The sequence below is a fragment of the Pseudomonas hygromyciniae genome (assembly GCF_016925675.1).
GTDB classification, from domain to species: Bacteria; Pseudomonadota; Gammaproteobacteria; order Pseudomonadales; family Pseudomonadaceae; genus Aquipseudomonas; species Aquipseudomonas hygromyciniae.
Genome location: NZ_CP070506.1, coordinates 5,904,407 through 5,930,533, shown reverse-complemented (window position 1 = coordinate 5,930,533; position 26,127 = coordinate 5,904,407). Strand labels below are relative to the sequence as shown.

Below are 26,127 nucleotides of genomic sequence, written 5' to 3'. Positions count from 1 at the left end.
CCGCCGCGTGGTTTAACGCGCCCGCGACGGAACCGAGCGGGTGCGGCCGCTGCCATCAATGGCGACGAACACAAACACCGCCTCGGTGACTTTGCGCCATTCGCTGGACAGCGGGTCATCGCTCCACACTTCGACCATCATCTGGATCGAGCTGCGGCCGATTTCCAGGGCCTGGGTGTAGAAGGACAACTGCGCGCCCACCGCCACTGGAACCAGGAAAGCCATGCGATCGATCGCCACGGTAGCCACACGGCCGCCGGCGACCTTGCTGGCCATTGCCGTGCCGGCCAGGTCCATCTGCGCTACCAGCCAGCCGCCGAAAATATCGCCGAAACCGTTGGTTTCACGGGGGAGTGCGGTGATTTGCAGGGCGAGATCGCCTTGCGGGATAGGATCTTCTTGTTCGAGTTCGATCATGCCGGGGGTGCCTCTGACCCGTGACTCTTGGACTATGTAATCGGTGAATAGCCGTCTTGGAAAAACGATTCAGCCCCGAACATACTACGTTCGTCACGTTTTTCGAAAGGCGCCTTAAGGGAAACTCTGCGAAATCGGCTGGCCGGTGCCAACGACGTTTTCGCGCAACTTCCACTGATATGCCGGTGCAAGGCAGGCAGTATATCGGTCGATAGCCTGCACGACGACCACCGGGTCTGCATTTTGTACATCTATCTACATGGCTTTACATGCGTCAAAAAAATGGCCAAAACAGTCATGCAACTTGAGGGGTTTGACCATTGTTTCTTTTGAATCCTGCACCCCAGTATTTGCTGGAGTTTTCGGTCCCCGACAATAATTCGAAGAGGGAACAGGCGGGCCTCGCAAGGGGGTGACTTTGCGAGTCGGCGCCAACCGCACTGCAGGTGTTTGGACTGTGCTTTTCCGGGCAATTTGTTATCTTGCCGGACCTGCCAGGCGCAAACCCACGCTGTTGCGGATTCCTGATCTGACCTAATAAGAGAAGCCTTGCCATGACCACAGTGCCTTCAAGCATTGCGCCGCCCGCACGACCGCTGAACCGCAACGATTACAAGACCCTGTCGCTGTCCGCCCTGGGCGGCGCGTTGGAGTTCTACGACTTCATCATCTTCGTGTTCTTCGCCACTGTGGTCGGGAAGCTGTTCTTCCCTGCCGACATGCCCGAATGGCTGCGCCTGATGCAGACCTTCGGCATCTTTGCTGCCGGCTACCTGGCGCGTCCGCTGGGCGGGATCATCATGGCGCACTTCGGCGACCTGCTGGGGCGCAAGAAGATGTTCACCTTGAGCATCTTCATGATGGCCGTACCGACCCTGATCATGGGCCTGTTGCCGACGTACGCGCAGATTGGCCTGTGGGCACCGATCCTGTTGCTGCTGATGCGCGTGATTCAGGGCGCAGCGATTGGTGGCGAAGTGCCGGGGGCGTGGGTGTTTGTGTCCGAGCACGTACCACCACGGCATATCGGCTACGCCTGCGGCACCCTGACCAGCGGCCTGACCGCCGGGATCCTCCTGGGTTCGCTGGTGGCCACCGCGATCAACACGCTGTACACCCCGGAGCAGGTGTCGGATTACGCCTGGCGGATCCCGTTCCTGTTGGGCGGTGTGTTCGGCCTGTTTTCGGTGTACCTGCGCCGCTGGTTGCACGAAACCCCGATCTTCGCCGAGATGCAGCAGCGCAAGACCCTGGCCGCCGAGCTGCCATTGCGCGCGGTCCTGCGTGACCACCGTGGCGCCATCGTGCTGTCGATGCTGCTGACCTGGCTGCTGTCGGCGGGCATCGTTGTCGTGATCCTGATGACCCCGACCGTGCTGCAGACTATCTATCACTTCAGCCCGACGGTCTCGTTGCAGGCCAACAGCCTGGCGATCGTCACCCTGAGCCTGGGCTGCATCCTCTCCGGCGCACTGGCTGACCGTTTCGGCGCCGGGCGCGTACTGATCGCCGGTTGCGCGTTGCTGTTCGCGACCTCATGGACGCTGTATCACAGCCTGCTGGACCACCCGGACTGGCTGTTCCCGCTGTACACCCTCACCGGCCTGTTCGTCGGCGTGGTCGGCGTAGTGCCCTACGTGATGGTCAAGGCGTTCCCGCCGGTGGTGCGCTTCAGCGGCCTGTCGTTTTCCTACAACGTCGCCTACGCCGTGTTCGGTGGTCTGACGCCGCTGGTGGTATCCCTGCTGATGAAAGAAAGCCCCATGGGCCCGGCGTATTACGTGGCGGTGATCTGCACCATGGGGATGCTGGTGGGTGCATACCTGTGGAAACGCGGGCGCTGAACCTGGCAAGTCCCCTGTAGGAGCCGGCTTGCCGGCGATGGCGTCCAAGACCCCATTGCCGCCAGGCCGGTGCTTGCAACGATTACGGTGTGTTTCTGAATCAACGCAATTGCTCGCTTCGTCCCCGCATTTACTCAGCTTCCCTCCCGCATCTGCTTTTCCTGCCAATACTGGCCTTTCATCTAACTGTCATATTCCAGACATAGAGTGTTCACACGGCCTACCGATACTTGGCCCCGATCCAACTATCCCTATCTGCTAGGAGTAAGGCATGAAACTGAAGCGTTTGATGGCGGCAATGACTTTTGTCGCTGCTGGCGTAGCCACTGCCAACGCGGTCGCCGCTGTTGACCCTGCGATCAAGCCCTACACCAAGACCTCTGGTGTGTCGGGCAACCTGTCCAGTGTCGGCTCCGATACTCTGGCCAACCTGATGACTCTGTGGGCCGAGAACTACAAAAAAGAATACCCGAACGTCAACATCCAGATTCAAGCCGCCGGTTCTTCCACCGCGCCGCCTGCACTCACCGAAGGCACCGCTAACCTGGGCCCGATGAGCCGCAAAATGAAGGACAACGAACTGCAGGCTTTCGAGCAGAAGTACGGCTACAAGCCGACTGCTATCCCGGTGGCCGTGGACGCCCTGGCTGTATTCGTACACAAAGACAACCCGATCAAGCACCTGACCATGGCTCAAGTGGATGCCGTGTTCTCGTCGACGCGTCTTTGCGGTGCCAAGGCGGACGTCAAGACCTGGGGCGACCTGGGTGTGACCGGTGACCTGGCCAACAAGCCGGTGCAACTGTTCGGTCGTAACTCGGTATCCGGCACCTACGGCTACTTCAAGGAAGAAGCCCTGTGCAAAGGTGACTACAAGCCGAACGTCAACGAACAGCCAGGCTCGGCTTCGGTCGTGCAGTCCATCAGCTCTTCGCTCAACGGTATCGGTTACTCGGGCATCGGCTACAAGACTGCCAGCGTGAAAACCGTGGCCCTGGCCAAGAAAGAAGGCGGCGAGTTCGTCGAAGACACCGAAGAGAACGCCCTGAACGGCAAGTACCCGCTGTCGCGCTTCCTCTACGTGTACATCAACAAAGCCCCGAACAAGCCTCTGGCCCCGCTGGAAGCCGAGTTCGTGAAACTGGTTCTGTCCAAACAGGGCCAGGAAGTTGTAGTGAAAGACGGCTACATCCCACTGCCAGCTAAAGTGGTCGAAAAGACCCTGGCTGATCTGGGTCTGAAAGAAGGCAAATAAGCTACGGGGCCGGGCAAAACCGGCCTTTTCTGTAGGAGCGAGCTTGCTCGCGAAAGGCGTTAACGATAACGCGCCGTTCTGGATCAACGCGGTGCCTTGACGTTTTTCGCGAGCAAGCTCGCTCCTACAGAAATCCCTAATTTTTCGGTCCGCTGCTAGCGCTGCTACGCGGCGGATTTTTTGCGTCACTGCATTGTCATCTTTCTGTCATACAGGATCGCTAGGGTGTGCGCATGAATGATCTGGCCAATTCCACCATGACGACGACTTCTCCCCCCAAGCGCATTGACTTCAATACGCCTGAGCTGCAACGCAAGCGCCGCATCCGCGCGCTCAAGGATCGCCTGACCCGTTGGTACGTGCTGGTCGGCGGTCTTGCCGTCCTCGCCGCTATCACCCTGATTTTCTTCTTCCTGGCCTATGTGGTCGCGCCGCTGTTCCAGGGTGCCAGCCTGACCAAGGATGAGGCCCTGACTCCTGCCTGGATGCAGGATGCCGGCAAGCCGTTGCTGATCTCGATGGAAGAACAGAACCAGGTCGCCATGCGGGTTTCCGACAAGGGCCAGGCATTGTTCTTCAGTGTCGATACCGGGGCTGAACTCAAGCGTGTCGACCTGGCCCTGCCAGCCGGCGCCAGCGTGGTGTCCCTTGGTGAAGACCAGCCCGGCAGCCCGCTGGTGATCCTCGGCCTGTCCAATGGCCAGTCCCTGGTGTTCCGTCACTCCTATAAAGTGACCTACCCGGACGGCAAGAAGACCATTTCGCCCGAGATCGAATACCCCTACGGTGAAACGCCGATGGTGCTCGACGAGGCCGGTCGACCGCTGGAGCATGTGGCCCTGAATGCCACTGACAGCTCGCTGGTTGTTGCCGGTTCTGCCGGTTCGCACCTGAACGTGCTGTCGGTGAGCCGCGAAGAAAACATGATGACCGGCGAAGTCGTCAGCGAGCAGAAGCGTATCGAACTGCCGCAAATGACTGAGCCTGTGAAAGCGATCTTCGTCGATCCGCGCCAGCAATGGCTGTATGTGATCAACGGTCGCGCCCTGGCCGATGTGTTCAGCCTGCGGGACAACAGCCTCAACGGTCGCTACAAATTGTTGGAAGATGGCAACGCCGAAATCACCGCCAGCACCCAGCTGGTGGGCGGCATCTCGTTGATCGTCGGTAGCTCCAAGGGCGGCCTGGCCCAGTGGTTCATGGCCCGCGACCCGGATGGCGAGCAACGTTTCAAGCAGATCCGCACCTTCCAGATGGGCACCACGCCTATCGTTGAAATCACCGCCGAAGAGCGTCGCAAAGGCTTCGTCGCCCTGGATGCCTCCGGCAAGTTCGGGGTGTTCCACAGCACCGCGCACCGTACCTTGCTGGTCGACCCGGTGGTCGAAGGCCAGGGCATCTTCGGCATGTCGCCACGGGCCAACCGTGTGATCGTCGAAGCCGGCGGCAAGCTGCAGCCGCTGGGGCTCGACAACCCGCACCCGGAAGTGTCCTGGAGCGCGTTGTGGAGCAAGGTCTGGTACGAAAACTACGACGAGCCTAAATACGTCTGGCAATCGACCGCCGCCAACAGCGACTTCGAACCCAAGATGAGCCTGGCGCCACTGACTTTCGGTACGCTCAAGGCCGCGTTCTACGCCATGCTGCTGGCTGCCCCACTGGCCATCGCCGCGGCTATCTATACCGCTTACTTCATGGCCCCGAGCCTGCGCCGCAAGGTCAAGCCGGTGATCGAACTGATGGAAGCGATGCCCACGGTGATCCTCGGCTTCTTCGCCGGCCTGTTCCTGGCGCCGTATGTCGAAGGGCACTTGCCGGGGATTTTCAGCCTGCTGATGTTGTTGCCCATTGGCATCCTGCTGGCTGGTTTCATCTTCAGCCGCCTGCCTGAGTCGATCCGCCTGCGGGTTCCGGATGGTTGGGAAAGCGCGATCCTGATCCCGGTGATCCTGTTTGTGGGCTGGCTCTCGCTGTACATGAGCCCGTACCTGGAAACCTGGTTCTTCGGTGGCGACATGCGCATGTGGATTTCCCACGACCTTGGCATCACTTACGACCAGCGCAACGCCCTGGTGGTCGGCCTGGCCATGGGTTTTGCGGTGATCCCGAACATCTACTCCATCGCCGAAGACGCCGTGTTCAGCGTGCCGCGTGGCCTGACCCTGGGTTCCCTGGCCCTGGGCGCTACGCCATGGCAGACCATGACCCGCGTGGTATTGCTGACTGCCAGCCCGGGGATTTTCTCGGCGCTGATGATCGGCATGGGCCGTGCGGTGGGTGAAACCATGATCGTGTTGATGGCCACGGGCAACACCCCGGTCATGGAAATGAACCTGTTCGAAGGCCTGCGAACGCTCGCAGCCAACGTCGCTGTGGAAATGCCCGAGTCGGAAGTGGGCGGCAGTCACTACCGTGTGCTGTTCCTCTCGGCGCTGGTGCTGCTGCTGTTCACTTTCATCATGAACACCCTCGCCGAGCTGATCCGTCAGCGTCTGCGCAAGAAATACTCGTCGCTTTAAGAAAGGTAGAAGTCTGTGAAACAGAACTCCCTGAATGGATGGTTCAAGAGCGGCGCCCCAGGCGTCTGGATCAGCGGTGGTGCGGTGGCCATCGCGGTCATCATGACCATTGGTTTGCTGGCTGTGATTGCCGTGCGCGGCTTGGGTCACTTCTGGCCGGCTGACCTGATCCAGGCCAACTACAACGTGCCGGGCCAGGCCAACCACATCGTCATCGGCGAAGTGGTACAGAAAGAACAAGTGCCGCGCGAGCGCCTGAAAAGTGCCGGCCTGCCGGTGCCGGACGAAGGTCCGGAGTTCATGACTCGTGAGCTGATCAAGGTCGGCAACCGTGACTTGAACGGCAACGACTTCACGTGGATCGTTGGCGAGTGGCTGACCGACCAGACTACGCCTGTGGAGTTGATGGCCATCGAGCGTCGTGAGTGGGGCAACTTCTACGGCACCCTGGTCAACGTCAAGCAGGATGGCAAAGTCGTCGCCGAAGGCGAGGCTGCGTGGCCAGAGCTGCAGGCGCGGGTTGAGCGGGTGAACAAGCTGGCCGCCGACCTCAAGACCCTTGAAAAGAGCGATATTGGCGCGATCAACGCAGGTCTTGAACGTATCCGTCTGCACGGTCGCAAACTGGAGCTCAGCGGCAAGCTCGACGCCGCCGCCCAGGCCGACATGGATGCTGACCGCGCCGAGCTGAATGCGCGTTACCAGGCCATCGAGGCACGCCTGACGGACCTGCACGCCCAGTTCAACCGCGACAGCCTCACGGCCCGCGACGCCAACGGCAAAGAGCTTGAAATCAACATCGGCCACGTGGTGCACGCCTACCAGCCGAACGCCATGGGCACCCTGACCAAGATAGGGTTCTATTTCAGCAAGGTCTGGGAATTCCTCAGCGATGACCCACGGGAAGCCAACACCGAAGGCGGGATTTTCCCGGCGATCTTCGGCACCGTGATGATGACCCTGATCATGGCGATGATCGTGACCCCGTTCGGCGTACTGGCGGCGGTCTACCTGCGTGAATACGCCAAGCAGAACACCTTGACCCGCATCATCCGTATCGCGGTGAACAACCTGGCGGGTGTCCCGGCGATTGTCTACGGCGTGTTCGGCCTGGGTTTCTTCGTCTACGTGCTGGGTGGTTCGGTGGACCGGTTGTTCTTCCCCGAAGCCCTACCGGCACCGACCTTCGGTACGCCGGGCCTGTTGTGGGCCTCGCTGACCCTGGCGCTGCTGGCGGTGCCGGTGGTGATCGTGGCCACCGAAGAAGGCCTGGCACGCATCCCGCGTACTGTGCGCGAAGGCTCCCTGGCACTGGGCGCGACCAAGGCGGAAACGCTGTGGAAAATCGTCCTGCCCATGGCCAGCCCGGCGATGATGACCGGCATGATCCTCGCCGTGGCCCGTGCCGCCGGTGAAGTGGCGCCGCTGATGTTGGTGGGTGTGGTGAAGCTGGCGCCGTCGCTGCCGCTGGACGGCAACTACCCGTACCTGCACCTGGACCAGAAGATCATGCACTTGGGCTTCCATATCTACGACGTCGGCTTCCAGAGCCCCAACGTCGAGGCGGCACGTCCGCTGGTGTACGCCACCGCGTTCCTGCTGGTGCTGGTGATCGCCACGCTGAACCTGTCGGCGGTATGGATTCGTAACCACCTGCGCGAGAAGTACAAGGCGCTGGATAGCTAATTGAAATGAACGCGGACCCAGTGTGGGAGCGGGCTTGCTCGCGAATGCGGTGTCTCAGTAACAGATAGGTTGACTGACCTGACGCTTTCGCGAGCAAGCCCGCTCCCACAGGGAACCGAGTTGGAAACAGATTTGAGGTAAACCGCAAGGCCGACTATGAAGCCGCGGTTCAACGAAACGAATTGGTAGCACAGGGAGCATCCCATGCAACATGAAACCCATTCCCACGGCATCAACATGTCAGCCCTGGGTCGCGACAAGCAGAGCCTGAGCCTGGCCGAAGAAACCGTGGCCATCGAAGTCCCGGGCCTGAGCCTGTATTACGGTGAGAAGCAGGCACTGTTCGACGTCAGCATGAACATCCCCAAGCAGCGCGTGACCGCCTTTATCGGCCCGTCGGGCTGCGGCAAGTCCACGCTGCTGCGCACCTTCAACCGCATGAACGACCTGGTGGACGGTTGCCGTGTGGAAGGCGCGATCAACCTCTACGGCAGCAACATCTACCGCAAGGGCGAAGATGTGGCCGAGCTGCGTCGTCGGGTGGGCATGGTGTTCCAGAAGCCCAACCCTTTCCCCAAGACCATCTACGAAAACGTGGTCTACGGCCTGCGCATCCAGGGCATCAACAAAAAGCGCATCCTCGACGAAGCGGTCGAGTGGGCCCTTAAAGGCGCGGCGCTGTGGGACGAGGTCAAGGACCGCCTGCACGAATCGGCCCTCGGCCTGTCCGGCGGTCAGCAGCAGCGTCTGGTGATTGCCCGTACCATCGCCGTGGAGCCGGAAGTGCTGCTGCTCGACGAACCATGCTCGGCACTCGACCCGATCTCGACGCTGAAAGTCGAAGAGCTGATCTACGAGCTCAAGTCCAAGTTCACCATCGTCATCGTGACCCACAACATGCAACAGGCGGCGCGGGTTTCCGACTACACCGCGTTCATGTACATGGGCAAGCTGGTGGAATTCGGCGATACCGATACCCTGTTCACTAATCCGGCGAAGAAGCAGACCGAAGACTACATCACCGGTCGCTACGGCTAGGAAGCTGTGGTTCTGATTGCACTGACGCTGCGGTTCTCCGCACCTTACCGGACGCTCCAAGGACGCCAACATGATTAGCAAAGAAGGCCTTACCCACCACATCTCCGCGCAGTTCAACGCCGAGCTTGAGGAAGTGCGCAGCCACCTCCTGGCCATGGGCGGGCTGGTGGAGAAGCAAGTCAACGATGCGGTGACCGCGCTGATCGAGGCCGACTCGGGCCTTGCCCAGCAAGTGCGCGAGATCGACGACCAGATCAACCAGATGGAGCGCAACATCGACGAGGAATGCCTGCGCATCCTCGCCCGTCGCCAGCCGGCGGCGTCCGACCTGCGTTTGATCATCAGCATTTCCAAGTCGGTGATCGATTTGGAGCGTATCGGCGACGAAGCCACCAAAATCGCCCGTCGCGCCATCCAGTTGTGCGAAGAAGGCGAAGCGCCGCGCGGTTACGTCGAAGTGCGCCACATCGGCGACCAGGTGCGCAACATGGTCCGCGATGCGCTGGATGCCTTTGCCCGTTTCGACGCCGACCTGGCGTTGTCGGTGGCCCAGTACGACAAGATCATCGACCGCGAGTACAAGACCGCCCTGCGTGAACTGGCGACCTACATGATGGAAGACCCGCGCTCTATCTCGCGGGTGTTGAGCATCATCTGGGTGCTGCGCTCCCTGGAACGGATCGGCGACCACGCGCGCAATATCTCGGAATTGGTCATTTATCTGGTACGCGGCACCGACGTGCGGCACATGGGCCTCAAGCGCATGAAAGCCGAAGTTGAAGGCACGGCCGATCAAATCCCTAATGTTCCGGCAGAATCTGACGATAAGTAAGATTGCCCGAGAAATAAACGCCTGGCCTCTGGTCGGGCGTTTGCGTTTGTGGCGTATGAGTTTTGCGCTGCGGGCAGCCATAAAGTCCCGGCGTGACTGACGAGTTTTTGGCAAAATGCCATCAGTTAAGCGTTTTGCTTGCCGGGGTTTTGAGAGGATGAAGGGTCGATGAGTAAAGTCAGTGTATTGGTGGTGGATGACGCCTCGTTTATTCGCGACCTGGTGAAGAAGTGCCTGCGTAACTACTTCCCCGGTATCAAGATTGAAGATGCGGTAAACGGCAAAAAGGCCCAGGCCATCCTGATGCGCGAAACCTTCGACATGGTGTTGTGCGACTGGGAAATGCCGGAAATGTCGGGCCTGGAATTGTTGACCTGGTGCCGCGAGCAGCCGCAGCTCAAGTCCATGCCGTTTGTCATGGTCACTAGCCGTGGCGACAAGGAAAACGTGGTCCAGGCCATCCAGGCCGGCGTCTCCGGCTACGTCAGCAAGCCGTTCACCAACGAGCAGTTGCTGAACAAGGTCAAGCAGGCCCTGAACAAGATCGGGCGCCTCGATGCTTTGCTGGCCAGCGCACCGACCAAGATGAACTCGGCTTTTGGCAACGACTCCCTCAGCGCCCTGACCGGTGGCAAGCCCGAAGCGGTCAAGCCCGCTCCGGTGGCCGCGCCGAGCAAAGGCCTGCTCAACAGCCCGCCCGTGCAGGCTGCCGCCGCGCCGTCGGCGGCCAGCGGTCGTGGCCAGGGCCAGTTGCGCCTGTCCAGTGGTACCCAGCAATGCGTGATCAAGGGGCTGAGCATCAAGGAGGCGTTGCTGGTCGTGCGCCGTGGCGACGTCCTGCCCCAAGTGCTGGAAAGCGCGGTACTCGACCTTGAACAAGGCGAGAACGCCGAAACCGCCCGCCTCAATGGCTACCTGCATGCCATCGTCGCCTACGAGCCGCGTCCCGACAGCGACTGGTTGCAACTGACCTTCCGCTTTATCGACCAGGACGCGCAGAAACTCGACTACATCTCCCGGCTGATCGCCCGAGGCACAGCGCAGAAGCATTTTGTGCCGGGTGCCTGAACCAACCCCCTGACCCCTGTAGGAGCTGGCAAGCCGGCTCCTACAGGGGAGCCGGTCCACACAACATTGTCATGAACCCTTGCTAGCCTGCCGGTCAGTCATACCTGGCAGGTTTATCCGATGCTTGTGCGTTTTTTGCTGTTTTGTGGGCTGTGTGCAGTCGCGTCATCGACCCTGGCCATGACCCTCTATCGTTCCACCGATGCCCGTGGCGTGGTGTTCTTCAGTGACCAGAAGACCCCAGGCGCCCAGGCGTTTGTGTTCCAGGAGCGCCGTGCCGTGCCGGTCAAGCGCCAGGTGCTTGATCCCCAGCCGCTGCGTAATCTTCGGCCAGCGCAGTTGCAGCGCTACCCGTTGCCCTGGCGCGGCGGGCCCTTCCGCCTGACCCAAGGCCCTGGAGGGACGTTCAGTCACTCCGATGTGAAGAGCCGCTACGCCATGGACATCGCCATGCCCGAAGGCACGCCGATCATCGCAGCGCGGGGCGGGGTGGTAGTGAAGACAGAGAACAGCCAATCGGGGCGGGGCAGTGATCCCTCGGGCAACTTCGTGCGTGTATTGCACGATGACGGCACTCAGGGCGTGTATCTGCACCTCAAGCAAGGGTCGGTCAGCGTCAGGGATGGGCAGCGGGTGGCGGTGGGCAGCCCGCTGGCGCTGTCGGGCAATACCGGCAACAGCAGCGGGCCACACCTGCATTTTGTGGTGCAGCGCGATACGGGGGCGGGGTGGGTGTCGATCCCGTATGAGTTCACGCAGCCGGTACAGGCGTTGCCCAACTTTGCGTTGGGCACGCGGTAAGGCTTTTGTAGGAGCGAGCTTGCTCGCGAAAAACCTGAGGGCGCTGCCGGATGTCAGGATCCCAGCGTTATCGTTAACGCCCTTCGCGAGCAAGCTCGCTCCTACAGGGGGTGTGCCCTAGTCGAGCATCAGCACCTTGGCCAGCACGATTTTCGGGCCTTTCATCTTCTTGATGATGATCCGCAGGCCCTCCACCTCCAGCACTTCTTCCTCTTCCGGCACCCGGTTCAGGGTGTCGTAGATCAAGCCGGCGAGGGTTTCGGCCTCGATGTGGTCCAGGTCGATGCCCAGCAGGCGCTCAATCTTGAACAATGGTGTGTCACCACGTACCAGCAGCTTGCCCGGCTGGTAGGCGAGGATGCCGCGCTCGGCCTTGCGGTGTTCGTCCTGGATATCGCCCACCAGTACTTCCAGCACGTCTTCCATGGTCAGGTAGCCGATGATATTGCCGTCGGCTTCTTCAACCAGGGCAAAGTGGGCGCCGCCTTTGCGAAACTGCTCCAGCAACTGCGACAGCGGCATGTGCCGCGACACGCGCTCCAATGGGCGGGTCAGCTCGGCCAGGTTGAACGACTCGGGAATATGATCCAGGGCCGCCAGTTCCAGCAGTAGATCCTTGATGTGCAGCAGGCCGACAAACTCACCCCGCACGGGGTCGTACACCGGGTAGCGGCTGAATTTGTGGCGGCGGAACAGCGCGAGGATTTCCTTGAGCGGCGCGTTGAAGTCCAGGGTCACCAGGTCTTCCCGGGAGTTGGCCCAGTCCACCACTTCCAGTTCGCCCATTTCCACGGCCGAGGCCAACACGCGCATGCCTTGGTCGCTCGGGTCCTGGCCACGGCTGGAGTGCAGGATCAGCTTGAGCTCTTCGCGGCTGTAATGGTGCTCGTGATGGGGCCCGGGCTCGCCCTGGCCGGCGATGCGCAGGATCGCGTTGGCGCTGGCGTTGAGCAGGTAGATGGCCGGGTACATCGCCCAGTAGAACAGGTACAGCGGCACTGCGGTCCACAGCGACAGCAACTCGGGCTTGCGAATGGCCCAGGATTTGGGCGCCAGCTCACCGACCACGATGTGCAGGTACGAAATCACGAAGAAGGCGGCGAAGAACGACACGCCCTTGATGACTTCAGGCGACTCGACGCCCATGGCCCCCAGCAACGGCTCCAGGATGTGCGCAAAAGCCGGCTCGCCGACCCAGCCCAGGCCCAGGGAGGCGAGGGTGATACCCAGCTGGCAAGCCGACAGATAGGCGTCGAGCTGGCTGTGTACGGTGCGCAGAATCTGCCCGCGCCAGCCGTTGGTGTGGGCGATGGCCTCGACCCGAGTGGAGCGCAGTTTGACCATGGCAAATTCCGCCGCAACGAAGAAACCGTTGAGCAGTACCAGGATCAGTGCAAAAAGAATCATGCCGAAGTCGGCGAAGAGTGTCGCGAGGGTGATACCAGGGGAAGGGTCCATGATGGGGTTTTGCGGGTTCCGTGTATTCAAAAAAGGGTGATGGCTGTGCCTCAAGGGCGGGCACAAGTCACGCAATGTAGCGGCTGACGGGGCGCTTGCCTAGTGGCGCCTGCCGGGTGGGGCCGTGAATGCATGCTGCATGGGGCTTATGTAGGAGCGGGCTTGCCTGCGATAAAACCAAGCAGATAGGGCTGTTGTGGCGAGCGGGCTTGCCACAGGGGAGTTCGTCAGGTTCTGACAGTAGCTCCTACAGGGAATGGGGATAACGTCAGATTATTCCTCCGCCGCGATTGCCTGCGAGCGGCTGACCTGGGTCGGCGCAAAGTGGCAGGTAAAGGTGCTGCCATGGCCCAGTACGCTGCTGATTTCCAGGCGGGCCCGATGGCGCAACAGCACATGCTTGACGATCGCCAGGCCCAACCCAGTACCGCCGGTGTTGGAGTTGCGGCTGGAGTCGACGCGGTAGAAACGCTCGGTCAGGCGTGGCAAGTGCTTGCTGTCGATACCAATCCCCGAATCCTGCACGCTCAGGTGCGCACCCTGGTGATCGGCCCACCAACGGATGCGGATCGTGCCTTTGTCCTGGGTGTACTTCACTGCGTTGAACACCAGGTTGGAAAAAGCACTGCGCAACTCGCCCTCGCTGCCCTTGAGCAGCACCGACGGATCGGCTTCCAGGGTGATGTGCTGGCCGCGTTCGCCGGACAGCGCCTGGGCATCGTTCTTGATGGTCTGCAGCAGGCTCTGTACGGCCACGGGATGGTTGTCCGAGGGGTAGTCGGTGGCTTCCAGCTTGGCCAGCAGTAACAGGTCGTTGAGCAGGGTCTGCATGCGTGAGCCTTGTTGCTGCATTTGCTGCAAGGCACGGCTCCAGCGCGGGTTGACCTCTTCGACGTTGTCCAGCAGCGTCTCCAGGTAGCCGCAGATCACTGTCAGGGGCGTACGCAATTCGTGGGAGACGTTGGCGACGAAATCCTTGCGCATCTGCTCCAACTGATGGATGCGGGTGACGTCGCGCACCAGCATCAAATGCTCGTTGTTGCCGTAGCGCGTGAGGTACAACTGGATGCGCACCCGGTCGTTGGTGGGCGACGGGATTTCCAGGGCCTCTTCGAAATTGTCCTGCTCGAAGTACTCCTTGAAACGCGGATGGCGCACCAAGTTGGTCACCGGTTGGCCGCTGTCCTGGGGCGTCTTCAGGCCCAGCAGGGTTTCGGCGGCGCGGTTCCACCATTCCAGGTTGCCGTCGCTGTCGAGCATGATCACCGCGTCCTTGAGCGCGGCGGTCGACTCCTGGACGCGGTCGATCACTGCTTGCAGGCGGCCGCGTACCCGTTGGTCGCGGCGTTGCAGGTGGTAGATGCTGTCGAACACCTCGCCCCACAGGCCATAGCCGTCGGGTGGCGCTTCATCGGGCGTGTGCTGGCGCAGCCACTCGTGCAGGCGCAGCAATTGCTTGAGGGTCCAGCCCAGATAGAGGCCCAGGCCGATGGCCAGGCTCCAGCCGTAGTAGCCGCTGATCAGGCCGACCAACAGGCAGCCGGTGACCAGCAGGAGCATGTGGCGGATCAGGGTGCCATGCCAGTTTTGATTCACTTGAACATGCGTCCTTGTCGGCTGTTAAGTCTGGTTAGGGCTGGCTCAGCCTTTGGTGGAAAACCGATAACCGGTACCGCGCACGGTTTGTACCAGATTCTCGTAGGCATCGCCCAAGGCTTTGCGCAGGCGGCGGATATGCACGTCCACGGTGCGCTCCTCGACATACACGTTGCCGCCCCACACCTGGTCCAGCAGTTGGCCGCGGGTGTAGGCGCGTTCCTGGTGGGTCATGAAGAACTGCAACAGGCGGTATTCAGTCGGGCCCATCTCGGCCGGCTTGCCGTCGATGGTCACGCGGTGGCTGATGGGGTCCAGCAGCAGGCCGCCGACTTCAATCGGTGCCTCGCCATCGGTCGGCCCGGCGCGGCGCAGTACGGCCTTCAGACGTGCGACCAACTCCCGTGGGGAAAATGGCTTGGTGATGTAGTCATCGGCGCCCACTTCCAGGCCCTGGATCTTGTTGTCCTCTTCGCCCTTGGCGGTGAGCATGATGATCGGGATATCGCCGGTCAGCTCATCGCGCTTGAGACGCCGGGCCAACTCGATGCCGGAGGTGCCGGGCAGCATCCAGTCCAGCAGGATCAGGTCCGGTTTGCGGTCGACGATAATGGCGTGGGCCTGCTGGGAGTTCTCCGCCTCCAAGCAGTCATAGCCGGCCATTTCCAACGCAACGGCGATCATTTCGCGAATGGGCGCTTCGTCGTCAACGATCAGAATGCTCCTGCCAACCATGCTAAGTCCTCTTGTCATTTAACTGTCTTGCGCCGCATTAGATAACGGAATTATTGCAGTCGTGTGACAGTATTTTACTGGCCTGCGCAATCGGCCGAGTCCTGAACTACGCTTTGAGTCCGAATCCTGACAACCGCAAAAGGAAGGTTCTGATGAATCAACGTATTTTTTCCTGGAAAGCCCTGCTGGTCACGGCGGCGTTGACGCTGCCGACACTGGCTGTTGCGGCGGATCCAGCCATGACTAAAGACGGGATGTTGGTGGATCACAAGGGGATGGCGCTCTATACCTTCGCCAAGGATGCTGATGGCAAGTCTGCCTGCAATGACAAGTGCGCTACCAACTGGCCACCGTTGAAGGCCGAGTCCACCGATAAGCCAATGGGCAAGTGGACCGTCATCACCCGTGACGACAACACCAGCCAGTGGGCCTATGACGGCAAGCCGTTGTATACCTTCATTGCCGACAAGAAGGCCGGCGACGCGACCGGTGACGGCAAAATGGATGGCGCCTGGAAGATCGCCAAACCCTAAGCCATTACTGTGACATGCGGGCTCCTTGCGAGGGGCTGCTGTGGCAAGCGGGCTTGCCCCGCTCGCCACGGTTATCGGAAGGCGTAATCGGCCACAATCCCGAGAAAAATCGCCAACCCGGCCCAATGGTTGTGCAAAAACGCCTTGAAGCATTTCATCCGGTCGCGATCCCGGGTGTACCAGAACTCCCAGGCAAAACACCCTGCCGCCGCCACTAGCCCCAGATGGAACCAGCCACCCAGTTCGAAGCGCGAGCCCGCCAGCAGCAGGCAGAGCAGCGCCAACCCCTGCAGGGTGAGGATGATGATCCGGTCGGCATCGCCAAACAGGATCGCGGTGGATTTGACGCCGATTTTCAGATCGTCATCGCGGTCGGTCATCGCGTAATAGGTGTCGTAGGCCACCGTCCACAGCAGGTTGGCGATATACAGCAGCCACGCAATGGCCGGCAGGCTGCCGGTCTCGGCGGTAAACGCCATGGGCATGCCCCAGGAAAACGCTGCGCCCAGCACCACCTGCGGGTAATAGGTGTAGCGCTTCATGAAGGGATAACTGACAGCCAGCGCCAGGCCGCCCAGGGATAGCCAGATGGTGGCGGCGTTGGTCAGCAGCACCAGCAGGAAACTGATGGACATCAGCACCGCAAAGAACACCAAAGCTTCTTTGGAACTGATCTTGCCGCTCGCCAGCGGGCGCTGCGCGGTGCGCTTCACATGGCCGTCGACCTTGCGGTCAGCCCAGTCATTGATCACACAGCCCGCTGCCCGGGTCAGTGTCACGCCCAAGACAAAAATCACGATATTGCTCAACGACGGCGAGCCCTTGCCGGCGATCCACAGCGCCCACAGGGTGGGCCACAGCAGCAGATAGATGCCGATGGGCTTGTCCATCCGGGTCAATTGAACGAAGTCCCAGGCCCGTGGGTTCAGATGGTCCAGGGATTTGAGCAGGCGCTGATACATCAGCAATTCTCCACAGATTGGTGCACTGCTTGCCACAGGCTCGGCAGGAACACTTCCGCCACCAAGACACTTAACGCGCCGCGATCAAAGCGCGAGCGCCGCGCCCACAAGCCATTGGCCTGATCCGCCGTCGGCAGCCAGGCGCGTGGGTAGTGGCAGACCTCGATGGCCTGGCGGGTGAATGCCTGGTCACAAAACAGCAACTCACCCAGGGAACGACTGCCCAATTCATCCATATGCAAGCCGTCGCCCTGCAAGGCACTGCGCGCCGCCACGCTGCGGGCGAACACCCAGGCCTGGCCGTGACCGCGCAAATACACCTCGCGGACCCAGCCGATACTGGCGGCTGGCAGGTCGAGGGCGGCGCATTCGTCGTCTCGCAGGGGCTGCCAGCCTTCGAACAGTGGCGTAACACTGAAACCATCGTTGGACAGGTGCGTCAGGCGGCGGGTCAGCGAGCCCTCATCGAACAGCCAGTCGAGGGCAGGAGGTGCGGGCAGAGGGTGCAGAAGGCTCTGGTTCAACCATTGGCAAGCATCGGGAACGGCAATCGAATGCGGCACGGGGAGTCATTATTGGCAGTTAATGAGGCGCCGAGCTTACCATGGTCACCCGAATTTTTGCCGGGCTGCGCCGGGACATTGGGCCGAACGTGCTTGCATCTGGGCGCCCCGATCAGTACAAAACGCCCTGAGCCGGACGGCAATGCTGGATCTATCGACTGTCGGCCAGTAAGCCTGGACCCTGAGGAAGCAAGTAATGAAGAAGTGGCAATGTGTAGTTTGCGGCCTGATCTATGACGAGAAGGACGGTTGGCCGGATGATGGGATCGCCCCAGGCACCCTGTGGCAAGACGTCCCGGAAGACTGGCTGTGCCCGGACTGTGGCGTCGGCAAAATGGATTTCGAAATGATCGAAATCGGTTGATTCGCTGAATTTAAGAAACGTACTACAAGGAGAATGGAATGAGCGCACCTGTCGTGATCATCGGTACGGGCTTGGCCGGTTACAACCTGGCTCGGGAGTTTCGCAAGCTCGACAGCGAAACCCCGCTGTTGCTGATCACCGCAGATGACGGGCGCTCCTACTCCAAGCCCATGCTCTCCACCGGCTTTGGCAAAAACAAGGATGCCGATGGCCTGAGCATGGCGACCCCTGGCGCCATGGCCGAGCAACTCAAGGCTGAAGTGCGCACCCATACCCGTATCAGCGGCATCGATCCTGGTCATAAGCGCCTGTGGATTGGCGAGGAGGCGGTGGCCTACCGCGACCTGATCCTGGCCTGGGGCGCCCAGACGGTACAGGTACCGGTCGAGGGCGATGCCGCTGAACTGATTTTTCCGATCAACGACCTGGAAGACTACGCGCGCTTTCGCCACGCCGCCGCCGGCAAGCGCCGCGTGCTGCTATTGGGCGCTGGCCTGATCGGCTGTGAGTTTGCCAACGACCTGATCCTCGGCGGCTACACCATCGACCTGGTGGCGCCGTGCGAGCAAGTCATGCCGACCCTGCTGCACCCGGCAGCGGCTGCAGCGGTGCAGGCCGGGCTCGAAGGCCTCGGTGCGCGCTTCCACCTGGGGCCGGTGCTCAACCGCCTTCAGCGCACGGCTGACGGCCTGGAAGCCCACCTCTCCGATGGCACGGTAATCGAATGCGACCTGGTGGTCTCCGCCATTGGCTTGCGTCCACGGGTGGACCTGGCGGCTGCGGCCGGCCTGCAAATCAACCGTGGGATCATGGTCGACCGCCACCTCAAGACCTCCCACGCCAATATCTACGCCCTGGGCGACTGCGCCGAGGTCGATGGCCTGAACCTGCTGTACGTCATGCCCCTGATGAGCTGCGCCCGCGCCCTGGCCCAGACCCTGGCGGGCAACGCCACGGCCGTCAACTACGGGCCGATGCCGGTCACGGTGAAAACCCCGGCGTGCCCGCTGGTGGTCTCGCCACCGCCACGGGGCACTGAAGGCGTGTGGAGCGTCGAAGGGCAGGGCGGCGACATCAAAGCCTTGTGCCGCGACGCCAGCGGCCGTCTGCTGGGCTACGCGCTTACCGGCACGGCAGTCATGGAAAAACTGGCCCTGAATAAAGAACTTCCGCCACTGCTGGCGTAAATGCTGGTCGTTCTGTCGGAATAACCACCTTTTTCCCCCTAGAAAGGTCGCTGCGAGACTGGCGCAGGCACCAATGGCATGCCATCCTCACTCCCGTCTGCCGCAGAGTAGAGCCTGCGGCGCCTTGGCGCTGCTCCAGCAGAGAGCAGCACGGACATAACAACAAAAAACCGTCAAAGAGGCTTCACCTATGCGTAAACCAGAACTCGCAGCCGCCATTGCAGAAAAAGCAGACCTGACCAAAGAACAGGCCAACCGCGTCCTCAACGCCGTTCTTGAAGAAATTACTGGCGCATTGCACCGCAAAGACAGCGTCACCCTGGTTGGCTTCGGCACCTTCTTGCAACGCCACCGCGGCGCCCGCACCGGCAAAAACCCGCAAACCGGCGAGCCAGTGAAAATCAAGGCCAGCAACACCGTAGCGTTCAAACCGGGCAAGTCGCTCAAAGACAGCGTCAACCCGTAAGCGCAGCACCGTCTCGAAGGGAGGCGGGGAGGTATGAAAAATGGGCACGCCGACTGGGTCGGGTGCCCATTTTTGTTGGGGCGTGCTCTTGGGGGGTGAAGTGGGAGCATTGGCGCAACAGCGGGTTTTTGCAGCGGGCCAATGACCTGACTATGACGGGCCGACTGGGCGCCGGTACCTTGCCCTAACGTTTAAGCCAAGTTGTTGCTATAAGCGGTAAACGCCAGCCGATCTCCTGCTAACGCGGGAGATCGGTAGCGTTCCGCGCACAAATCGTTAAACTGCTGCGGCCACCCAATAATTACACTGAGGCCGTGTGCATGAAATTTCGTTTTCTCCTGTGGGTGCTGGGCCTGATGATGGCCAAAGCCAGCCGCAACAACCCCGCGTTCCAACAGCAGTTGGGTGACAAGGACCTGGCGTTCCAGTTGCAGACCCTCGACGGCAAGGTTGCCCGTCACTTCATCGTCAAACACCAGCGCATCACCAGCCGCTCGGGTGTCCACCCTGAGCCTGCGTTCGCCATTGCCTTTAAAGACGCCGCCTACGGCTTCGCCACGATGCAGGCGAAGAACAAGCAACTGGCGTTCATGACGGGGATTCAGGACAAGTCGATCCAGATCAAGGGCAACCCGGCGCTGGTGATGTGGTTCCAGGGGTTGACCAAGTATTTGAAGCCGAAGAAAAAGAAGTAGGGCTTCAGTCAGACCGAGGTGAGCTCTTCGCGAGCAAGCCCGCTCCCACATTTGACCGGGTTCCACCTTTGGAATGCAGTCGAATGTGGGAGCGGGCTTGCTCGCGATAGCGATACAACAGACGCCAGATTTACCCCTGGCTGAACTGCGACGCCAACTCCCGCAGCAACACCTCAGCATCCAGCACCCTGCTCACCACATCCTCCGCTTTGGTCCGGTCCAGGCCCAGGCGCTCCAGCAGCTCGTCTGGAATCTCGGCTTCAGGCCCGGAGCCAATCCCGCGCCCGCGCAGCAAGCGCACGGCCAGGCACACCAGGTTCGGGTATTCGGCGTACTGGCCGTCGTAGCTTGGGTCGTGCTGAAAGCGCAGGGCCGTGGACAGCTCTTGCGGCATATCCCAGTAACGCATCAGCCAGGCGCCGATCTGCTCGCGGCTGATCCCCAGCAAGTGCTGCTCGACATAGCTGTGGCACAGGTGCGGGTTGACCTCCAGGTGCCGGCAGATCAGCGAGAAGTGCGGCGGGAAGACGTGGGCCAGCAACAGATAGCCAAAGTTGTGCAGCAGGCCCGCCAGGTAGGTCAGGCCGGCTTCCGGGCGCTGGGCGCGGGGCATGGCGCGGGTCAGGCCTTCGATCACTGCCGCGGTGTAGATCGACTGGTGCCAGTAAGGCGTGGCCTGTTGCGGATGGTCCTTGGGCAGGCTCAGGGTCTTGCCCAGCGCCAGGCCCAGGGCCAGGTTGATCACCAGGTCGAAGCCCAGCACGCGCACAATGGCGTCCTCTACCGAGCGGATCTTGCCCGGCGAGGCGTAGTACGGCGATGCCGCCCAGCTCACTACTTGCGCGGCCAGGGCCGGGTCGGTTTCCACGACGCCAGTGATGTCATCGATGGTCGCGTTGGGATCGACCCGCAGCTTGATGATCTTCTGCGCGGTGTCGGCCAGCGGCGGGATCTCGATGGTGGCTTCCAGGCGTTGCTGGATGCGCCGGGCGGTAAACGCCTGCATCGCCTGGGAGATCTCGTCGCGGTCGTCGTTGGGGCGGTCGAAGTTGGGCCGGATGCTGCTCAAGGGCTCGCCGAATTTGGCCGCACTGGCTTTGTTCAGCATGCGCTTGAAGTCTTCGCTGGCGATTTCCAGCAGCACCGTGGCTTCGCCCGAGTGCACCAGTAAAGTCGGCTCGCGCAGCAGGCTTTCTTCGTACAGGCACGGTGAGCTGGTCAGCGGTGGCAGGCCAGGCAGCAGGCTCAGGCTGTGTTTGCCGAGCATACGCTCCAGGCGTTCCGGAGCCACGGCGGTGAGGTTGCGGCCGGTCAGTTCGGTCAGGCGATTGAGATCCAGCAGCTGGCTCTGGGGGAACAGCACCATCAGGGCGCCCACGGCGTCATCGAGCAGTACCGCTTGAACCTTGCGCGCTGGGTTCAGGCCTGGGTGTTCGGCGACTTCCTTGTAGCTGACGGCGAGTTTTGCGAGCAGGTCCCGAATGACCGTGGGTGCGGTCGGCGGGGCTGTGGCGTGGGCAAGTTCTGACATGGCCGGATCCAATTTCCTACATTTGCTTGGAGTATAACCAGCTTGGTCCGGCGCAGGGGTGTCTAACTGTGGTTTGTGATGGTGTTGGCGGTCCCGTTACTTTAGGAGCGCGCTTGCTCGCGAGGAACCTTAACGATTAAGCGGGGCACCGGCATATACGTGGCGCCTGTGAGTTCTTCGCGAGCAAGCTCGCTCCTACAGGGGCGCGGGGTCAGACCTGGCCATATTGTTGGCCGTGGCGCAGCCAGCGATCCAGCAGCGGGCTGACGTGGTGCGGCCAGCGCTCCAGCAGGGCCTGGGCGGCGTCGCGTACGGCGGGCAACAGGTCGGCGTCGCGCATCAGGTCGGCCACCTTGAATTGCAGCAGCCCGGTCTGGCGGGTGCCGAGCATCTCGCCGGGGCCGCGCAGTTCCAGGTCCTTTTCGGCGATCACGAAGCCGTCGTTGGTCTCGCGCATGATCCCCAGGCGCTGGCGGCCAATCTGCGACAGCGGCGGATGGTAGAGCAACACACAGTGGCTGGCGGCACTGCCCCGGCCGACACGGCCGCGTAGTTGGTGCAGTTGCGCCAGGCCCAGGCGCTCGGGGTTTTCGATGATCATCAGGCTGGCGTTGGGTACATCCACGCCGACTTCAATCACGGTAGTCGCCACCAGCAGTTGCAGGTTGCCGGCCTTGAACTCGGCCATCACCGCGGCTTTTTCCGCAGGCTTCATGCGCCCATGGATCAGCCCGACCTTGAGCTCGCCCAAGGCGCTAGTGAGGTCTTCGTAGGTGGTTTCGGCGGCCTGGCAGGTCAGCTCTTCGGACTCTTCGATCAGCGTGCAAACCCAATAGGCCTGGCGCCCTTCGGCGCAGGCACCGCGCACGCGCTCGATCACTTCGACGCGGCGGGTGTCGGTGACCAGCACCGTGTTGACGGGCGTTCGGCCCGGCGGCAGTTCGTCGAGGATCGAGGTGTCGAGGTCAGCGTAGGCACTCATGGCCAGCGTGCGCGGGATCGGCGTGGCGGTCATGATCAACTGGTGCGGGTTCATCCGCCCGCCCACGCCTTTTTCGCGCAGGGCCAGGCGTTGCTGCACGCCGAAACGGTGCTGCTCGTCGATGATCACCAGGGCCAGGTTCTTGAATTTAACCTCATCCTGGAACAGCGCGTGGGTGCCGACCACCATCGGCGCGCCGGCGGCGATCTGCTCCAGGGCGGCCGTGCGGTTCTTGCCCTTGAGCTTGCCCGCCAGCCACGCCACTTCCAGGCCCAGGGGTTCGAGCCAGCGTTTGAAGGTGATGAAGTGCTGCTCGGCGAGGATCTCGGTCGGCGCCATCAGCGCCACCTGGTAACCGGCCTCCAGGGCCTGCAGTGCGGCCAGGGCGGCGACCACGGTCTTGCCGGCGCCAACATCGCCCTGGATCAGGCGCAGCATGGGTTCTTTCTGGCTCAAGTCGTAGGCGATTTCATTGCCTACGCGCTGCTGCGCGCCGGTCGGCGCAAAACCGAGGTTGGCCAAGTACTGCGCGGGCAGGCGCGTGGCCTTGGGCATCGCCGGGGCACGTAGGGAGCGCATGCTTTCGCGCAGGCGTTGCTGGGACAGTTGGTGGGTCAGCAACTCTTCGAAGGCCAGGCGATGCTGGGCCCAGTGATGCCCCAGGGCCAGCTCATCCACATCGGCATCGGCCGGAGGATGATGCAGATAGCGAATCGCGTCAGCCAGGGGGGCCAATTGGTAGTCGCGGGCCAGCTCTTGCGGCAGCCAGTCGGGCAGGCTCTGCGGGCCGAGCAGGGTCAGGGTCTGCATGCACAACTGGCGCAGGCGCTGTTGCGTCAGGCCTTCGGTGAGTGGGTAGATGGGGGTGAGGGTGGTGTCTACCGGAGGCGGTTCGTCGCCGGTAATGGCACGGTATTCCGGATGGTAGATTTCCAGGCCCGACGCGCCCGGCCGGGCTTCGCCGTAGCAACGCACACGGGTACCACGCTTGAGGCCTTCCTTTTGCGCGTTACTGAAATGGTAGAAGCGCAGGCTCAGGCCGCCGGTGCCGTCCTGCAGGCGCACCACCAGGCTGCGGCGCTTGCCCATCACCACATCGGCACCGCTGACGGTGCCTTCGACCACGGCATCCTGCCCAGGGCGCAGATGGCCGATGGGCACTACGCGGGTGCGGTCCTGATAGCGCAGGGGCAGGTGAAACAGCACGTCCTGGAGGTTTTCCAGGCCAACCTTGGCCAGTTTCTCGGCCATGGCTTCACCGACACCCTTGAGTGCCGTCACCGACACCTGCGAAAGCTCAGTCATACGCTTGCTTAGCTCGCAGCAGGCGGCTTGGCCACCGAGCACAGGCGGATTGAGTCGGCGAGGATGTCGATCGCTTTGGGGCGCGGGAAGCTGGCGCGCCAGGCAATCGCCACGGTGCGGAACGGCACGGGCGGGGTGAGTGGACGCACTTCAATCACGCCGGCGGCGTAGTGATGGCTGTCCACGGCCGACAACGGCAGGATCGAAATACCCAGGCCGGACGCCACCATATGGCGAATGGTCTCCAGGGAGCTGGATTCGACGGTGGTGTGCTTGGCGCCATCGTTGCCCTTGGTCAGGGTCGGGCAGGCTTCCAGGACCTGGTCGCGGAAGCAATGACCCTCACCGAGCAGCAGCAGGCTCTTGTCGTTGAGCAGGCTGGCGTCGATCGTGTCTTTCTGGGTCCACGGGTGGGAGGCGGGCATCAGCACGTAGAACGGCTCGTCGTAGAGCGGCAATGTCAGCACGTCGGCTTCATTGAACGGCAGGGCGATGATGATCGCGTCCAACTCACCGTTACGCAGTTTGTCGCGCAGTACGTGGGTGAAGTTTTCTTCGATATACAGCGGCATCTGCGGCGCGACGCGGTGCAGTTGCGGAATCAGGTGCGGGAACAGGTACGGGCCGACGGTGTAGATCGCGCCGACTTTGAGCGGGGCAGTCAGCTGGTTCTTGCCGGCCTGGGCCAGTTCACGAATGCTCTGGGCCTGCTCCAGCACCTTTTGGGCCTGGGCCACAATGCCTTCGCCTACCGGGGTGAGGCGCACGGCGCTTTTGCTGCGCTCGAAAATCAGCACACCGAGTTCGTCTTCAAGCTTCTTCACGCCCACCGACAGCGTCGGCTGGCTGACATGGCAACGTTCGGCGGCATGGCCGAAGTGTTGCTCTTGGGCGAGGGTCACGATGTAGCGCAATTCTGTAAGAGTCATAGCGGGCGTCCATGAGGTTGCGGGCCAAGCATACCGGCTGCAATCGATAGGCGCACGTTATCAGAACTAGATGGGGGATTGAGCGGTTTGTGCGGGGGATTTTGCTTAACGCTGAAGCGGGTCCTGAATGTGGGAGGGGGCTTGTCGGATCGCCGCACCGCCGCGATCCGATAAGTCCGCTCCCACTGGGTCAGCGGCGGCGTTTCTCGATGTTGTAGACAAACGGCGCAACGATTTCGATGCTGCCGTTTTTCAACATGTCGGCCGGTGGCTTGGGCAGCGGCTGGGCGCGACGGATCATCTCCAGGGTAGCGCGGTCCAGATCGGCGTTGCCGGAGCGGCCCACCAGTTCATAGGACAGCACCTTACCTTCGGCATCCACCACGAACCGCAAGCGGTTCAAGCCTTCCTTGCCACGGGCCTGGGCGCCTGGCGGGTACTTCTTGTACTTCGCCAAATGACCGAGCAGCGTACTTTCCCACGTTGCCTTGGCCGCGATCTGCGCCGGCGAAGGGCCGGGTTGCGGCTGCGCCGACTTTTCCGAAGGCGCATTATTCGCCGGGCTTTCGCTTGGCGGATCCTCGGAAGGTTTCTCCTTGGGCGGCTCGATCTTCTTCTCAGGCTTGGGCGGCTGTGGCTTAGGCTTGGGTTTGACCGGCTTGGGCACGGAAATCGTCGGCTTGGGGGCCTCTGCCAGTTTCGGCAAGGGCAGCTCTTCCACCGGTGCTGGTGGTTGCGGAGGCGTCACCACCTTCGGCGGGGCCGGAGGCGGTGGTGCCGGCAGCGGCGCCAGGTCGATGACCATGGCCGCTGGTGGCAACTGCACCATATGTGGCGCCGACCACTGGTACGCGAGGATGATCGCGACGGCGTGGACGCCCAGCACGACGGCGAGGCTGGTGCCATAACGCGTCAGTTTGTGGCGCGTCGTGATCATTTTTTGGCTGCCGTCTCAAGTCCGACCAGACCGACCTTGAGGTAGCCGGCGGCCCGCAGGGCATCCATCACGCTCATCAGGTCGCCGTAGTCCACGCCCTTGTCGGCCTGGAAGAAGATCGTCGTGTCTTTCTTGCCCTGGGTGCGCGCATCGAGCACCGCGCCGAGGGTTTCGGATTTGACTTCTTCTTCGCCCAGGAACAGGCGCTGGTCAGCCTTGACGCTGAGGAACACCGGTTTCTCCGGCCGGGGCGCGGGTTTCGCGCTGGAGGCGGGGAGGTCGACCTTGATGTCCACCGTAGCCAAGGGTGCTGCCACCATGAAGATGATCAGCAGCACCAGCATCACGTCGATAAACGGCGTGACGTTGATTTCGTGGTTCTCGACGAGCTCGTCGTCACCTTGATTCAAATGCAGGCCCATGG

24 protein-coding genes are annotated in these 26,127 nt (G+C 61.7%); 13 read left to right on the top strand and 11 right to left on the bottom strand.

Going from position 1 to position 26,127, the window contains the following annotated elements:
* Positions 1-12: 12 nt before the first annotated feature.
* Positions 13-417, bottom strand: coding sequence for an acyl-CoA thioesterase (locus tag JTY93_RS26915; RefSeq protein ID WP_003176975.1), 405 nt, complete (start codon positions 415-417; stop codon positions 13-15).
* A gap of 563 nt (positions 418-980) precedes the next feature.
* Here JTY93_RS26915 and JTY93_RS26910 point away from each other — a divergent pair.
* From JTY93_RS26910 to JTY93_RS26875, 8 genes are all read left to right on the top strand, one after another.
* Positions 981-2,261 (top strand): MFS transporter, encoded by a 1,281-nt coding sequence (locus JTY93_RS26910; RefSeq protein WP_169991578.1) that lies wholly within the window; start codon positions 981-983, stop codon positions 2,259-2,261.
* A 271-nt stretch (positions 2,262-2,532) separates the two neighbouring features.
* A complete protein-coding gene (locus tag JTY93_RS26905) occupies positions 2,533-3,516 on the top strand; it encodes a phosphate ABC transporter substrate-binding protein PstS (RefSeq protein WP_029289939.1) in 984 nt (327 codons plus the stop codon).
* Positions 3,517-4,001: 485 nt separating this feature from the next.
* On the top strand, positions 4,002-6,035 hold the full coding sequence (locus tag JTY93_RS26900; RefSeq protein ID WP_205478184.1) for an ABC transporter permease subunit: 2,034 nt from the start codon (positions 4,002-4,004) through the stop codon (positions 6,033-6,035).
* A 15-nt stretch (positions 6,036-6,050) separates the two neighbouring features.
* Positions 6,051-7,721 (top strand): phosphate ABC transporter permease PstA, encoded by a 1,671-nt coding sequence (gene pstA / locus JTY93_RS26895; protein WP_169990940.1) that lies wholly within the window; start codon positions 6,051-6,053, stop codon positions 7,719-7,721.
* A gap of 204 nt (positions 7,722-7,925) precedes the next feature.
* A complete protein-coding gene (gene pstB, locus JTY93_RS26890; RefSeq protein ID WP_029289934.1) occupies positions 7,926-8,759 on the top strand; it encodes a phosphate ABC transporter ATP-binding protein PstB in 834 nt (277 codons plus the stop codon).
* Between the two features lie 70 nt (positions 8,760-8,829).
* Positions 8,830-9,591 carry a phosphate signaling complex protein PhoU gene (gene phoU / locus JTY93_RS26885; RefSeq protein WP_057961181.1) on the top strand — a complete coding sequence of 254 codons (762 nt, stop codon included), beginning with the start codon at positions 8,830-8,832 and terminating at the stop codon, positions 9,589-9,591.
* Positions 9,592-9,759: 168 nt separating this feature from the next.
* Positions 9,760-10,659, top strand: coding sequence for a response regulator (locus tag JTY93_RS26880; RefSeq protein ID WP_070996696.1), 900 nt, complete (start codon positions 9,760-9,762; stop codon positions 10,657-10,659).
* Positions 10,660-10,779: 120 nt separating this feature from the next.
* The gene (locus JTY93_RS26875) at positions 10,780-11,460 is read left to right on the top strand and encodes a M23 family metallopeptidase (protein ID WP_169990942.1); all 681 of its coding nucleotides are present in this window, start codon (positions 10,780-10,782) and stop codon (positions 11,458-11,460) included.
* A gap of 117 nt (positions 11,461-11,577) precedes the next feature.
* Here the strand turns inward: JTY93_RS26875 and JTY93_RS26870 are convergent, their stop codons facing one another.
* From JTY93_RS26870 to phoB, 3 genes are all read right to left on the bottom strand, one after another.
* On the bottom strand, positions 11,578-12,918 hold the full coding sequence (locus JTY93_RS26870) for a hemolysin family protein (protein WP_029289929.1): 1,341 nt from the start codon (positions 12,916-12,918) through the stop codon (positions 11,578-11,580).
* 273 nt (positions 12,919-13,191) lie between these two features.
* A complete protein-coding gene (gene phoR, locus JTY93_RS26865) occupies positions 13,192-14,478 on the bottom strand; it encodes a phosphate regulon sensor histidine kinase PhoR (RefSeq protein WP_240344308.1) in 1,287 nt (428 codons plus the stop codon).
* A gap of 81 nt (positions 14,479-14,559) precedes the next feature.
* A complete protein-coding gene (phoB, locus tag JTY93_RS26860) occupies positions 14,560-15,249 on the bottom strand; it encodes a phosphate regulon transcriptional regulator PhoB (RefSeq protein ID WP_003176964.1) in 690 nt (229 codons plus the stop codon).
* 152 nt (positions 15,250-15,401) lie between these two features.
* Between phoB and JTY93_RS26855 the strand changes: the two genes are divergently transcribed.
* On the top strand, positions 15,402-15,782 hold the full coding sequence (locus JTY93_RS26855; protein ID WP_205476799.1) for a COG4315 family predicted lipoprotein: 381 nt from the start codon (positions 15,402-15,404) through the stop codon (positions 15,780-15,782).
* Between the two features lie 71 nt (positions 15,783-15,853).
* On the opposite strand, the gene ubiA is transcribed toward JTY93_RS26855, so the two are convergent.
* The gene (gene ubiA / locus JTY93_RS26850; RefSeq protein ID WP_205476800.1) at positions 15,854-16,744 is read right to left on the bottom strand and encodes a 4-hydroxybenzoate octaprenyltransferase; all 891 of its coding nucleotides are present in this window, start codon (positions 16,742-16,744) and stop codon (positions 15,854-15,856) included.
* On the bottom strand, positions 16,744-17,307 hold the full coding sequence (locus tag JTY93_RS26845; protein WP_169990953.1) for a chorismate--pyruvate lyase family protein: 564 nt from the start codon (positions 17,305-17,307) through the stop codon (positions 16,744-16,746). Before JTY93_RS26845 ends, ubiA begins: the two co-directional genes overlap by 1 nt.
* 196 nt (positions 17,308-17,503) lie before the next feature.
* On the opposite strand from JTY93_RS26845, the gene JTY93_RS26840 reads away from it, so the two are divergent.
* The 4 genes from JTY93_RS26840 to JTY93_RS26825 all read left to right on the top strand — a co-directional run bounded on the left by JTY93_RS26840 (position 17,504) and on the right by JTY93_RS26825 (position 20,019).
* Complete coding sequence (locus JTY93_RS26840; protein WP_003213373.1) at positions 17,504-17,671, top strand: rubredoxin; 168 nt, start codon at positions 17,504-17,506, stop codon at positions 17,669-17,671.
* A 38-nt stretch (positions 17,672-17,709) separates the two neighbouring features.
* Entirely contained in the window at positions 17,710-18,858 is a 1,149-nt protein-coding gene (locus tag JTY93_RS26835; RefSeq protein WP_092232176.1) for an NAD(P)/FAD-dependent oxidoreductase, read from the top strand.
* 190 nt (positions 18,859-19,048) lie between these two features.
* Positions 19,049-19,324, top strand: coding sequence for an HU family DNA-binding protein (locus JTY93_RS26830; RefSeq protein ID WP_003213368.1), 276 nt, complete (start codon positions 19,049-19,051; stop codon positions 19,322-19,324).
* A 320-nt stretch (positions 19,325-19,644) separates the two neighbouring features.
* Positions 19,645-20,019 carry a helicase gene (locus JTY93_RS26825; protein WP_205476801.1) on the top strand — a complete coding sequence of 125 codons (375 nt, stop codon included), beginning with the start codon at positions 19,645-19,647 and terminating at the stop codon, positions 20,017-20,019.
* A 130-nt stretch (positions 20,020-20,149) separates the two neighbouring features.
* On the opposite strand, the gene JTY93_RS26820 is transcribed toward JTY93_RS26825, so the two are convergent.
* From JTY93_RS26820 to exbD, 5 genes are all read right to left on the bottom strand, one after another.
* Positions 20,150-21,550: an aminoacyl-tRNA deacylase and HDOD domain-containing protein gene (locus tag JTY93_RS26820; protein WP_205476802.1), complete on the bottom strand. Its 1,401-nt coding sequence runs from the start codon at positions 21,548-21,550 to the stop codon at positions 20,150-20,152.
* Positions 21,551-21,761: 211 nt separating this feature from the next.
* A complete protein-coding gene (recG, locus tag JTY93_RS26815) occupies positions 21,762-23,837 on the bottom strand; it encodes an ATP-dependent DNA helicase RecG (protein ID WP_057961010.1) in 2,076 nt (691 codons plus the stop codon).
* Positions 23,838-23,845: 8 nt separating this feature from the next.
* On the bottom strand, positions 23,846-24,766 hold the full coding sequence (locus JTY93_RS26810; protein ID WP_057444217.1) for a hydrogen peroxide-inducible genes activator: 921 nt from the start codon (positions 24,764-24,766) through the stop codon (positions 23,846-23,848).
* Positions 24,767-24,956: 190 nt separating this feature from the next.
* A complete protein-coding gene (locus JTY93_RS26805; RefSeq protein WP_029289840.1) occupies positions 24,957-25,703 on the bottom strand; it encodes a TonB family protein in 747 nt (248 codons plus the stop codon).
* A complete protein-coding gene (exbD, locus tag JTY93_RS26800; RefSeq protein WP_029289838.1) occupies positions 25,700-26,125 on the bottom strand; it encodes a TonB system transport protein ExbD in 426 nt (141 codons plus the stop codon). Before exbD ends, JTY93_RS26805 begins: the two co-directional genes overlap by 4 nt.
* Between the last annotated feature and the right edge of the window lie 2 nt (positions 26,126-26,127).

Excerpts from the sequence above, each read along its gene's own strand:
- exbD (WP_029289838.1), bottom strand. The coding sequence starts at position 26,125 with ATGGGCCTGCATTTGAATCAAGGTGACGACGAGCTCGTCGAGAACCAC.
- JTY93_RS26870 (WP_029289929.1), bottom strand. The coding sequence starts at position 12,918 with ATGGACCCTTCCCCTGGTATCACCCTCGCGACACTCTTCGCCGACTTC.
- JTY93_RS26835 (WP_092232176.1), top strand. The coding sequence starts at position 17,710 with ATGAGCGCACCTGTCGTGATCATCGGTACGGGCTTGGCCGGTTACAAC.
- phoU (WP_057961181.1), top strand. The coding sequence starts at position 8,830 with ATGATTAGCAAAGAAGGCCTTACCCACCACATCTCCGCGCAGTTCAAC.
- JTY93_RS26905 (WP_029289939.1), top strand. The coding sequence starts at position 2,533 with ATGAAACTGAAGCGTTTGATGGCGGCAATGACTTTTGTCGCTGCTGGC.
- JTY93_RS26830 (WP_003213368.1), top strand. The coding sequence starts at position 19,049 with ATGCGTAAACCAGAACTCGCAGCCGCCATTGCAGAAAAAGCAGACCTG.
- JTY93_RS26820 (WP_205476802.1), bottom strand. The coding sequence starts at position 21,550 with ATGTCAGAACTTGCCCACGCCACAGCCCCGCCGACCGCACCCACGGTC.
- JTY93_RS26855 (WP_205476799.1), top strand. The coding sequence starts at position 15,402 with ATGAATCAACGTATTTTTTCCTGGAAAGCCCTGCTGGTCACGGCGGCG.
- JTY93_RS26805 (WP_029289840.1), bottom strand. The coding sequence starts at position 25,703 with ATGATCACGACGCGCCACAAACTGACGCGTTATGGCACCAGCCTCGCC.
- JTY93_RS26875 (WP_169990942.1), top strand. The coding sequence starts at position 10,780 with ATGCTTGTGCGTTTTTTGCTGTTTTGTGGGCTGTGTGCAGTCGCGTCA.
- ubiA (WP_205476800.1), bottom strand. The coding sequence starts at position 16,744 with ATGTATCAGCGCCTGCTCAAATCCCTGGACCATCTGAACCCACGGGCC.
- phoR (WP_240344308.1), bottom strand. The coding sequence starts at position 14,478 with ATGCTCCTGCTGGTCACCGGCTGCCTGTTGGTCGGCCTGATCAGCGGC.
- JTY93_RS26915 (WP_003176975.1), bottom strand. The coding sequence starts at position 417 with ATGATCGAACTCGAACAAGAAGATCCTATCCCGCAAGGCGATCTCGCC.
- JTY93_RS26900 (WP_205478184.1), top strand. The coding sequence starts at position 4,002 with ATGCAGGATGCCGGCAAGCCGTTGCTGATCTCGATGGAAGAACAGAAC.
- JTY93_RS26825 (WP_205476801.1), top strand. The coding sequence starts at position 19,645 with ATGAAATTTCGTTTTCTCCTGTGGGTGCTGGGCCTGATGATGGCCAAA.
- pstB (WP_029289934.1), top strand. The coding sequence starts at position 7,926 with ATGCAACATGAAACCCATTCCCACGGCATCAACATGTCAGCCCTGGGT.
- JTY93_RS26840 (WP_003213373.1), top strand. The coding sequence starts at position 17,504 with ATGAAGAAGTGGCAATGTGTAGTTTGCGGCCTGATCTATGACGAGAAG.
- JTY93_RS26810 (WP_057444217.1), bottom strand. The coding sequence starts at position 24,766 with ATGACTCTTACAGAATTGCGCTACATCGTGACCCTCGCCCAAGAGCAA.
- recG (WP_057961010.1), bottom strand. The coding sequence starts at position 23,837 with ATGACTGAGCTTTCGCAGGTGTCGGTGACGGCACTCAAGGGTGTCGGT.
- JTY93_RS26880 (WP_070996696.1), top strand. The coding sequence starts at position 9,760 with ATGAGTAAAGTCAGTGTATTGGTGGTGGATGACGCCTCGTTTATTCGC.
- phoB (WP_003176964.1), bottom strand. The coding sequence starts at position 15,249 with ATGGTTGGCAGGAGCATTCTGATCGTTGACGACGAAGCGCCCATTCGC.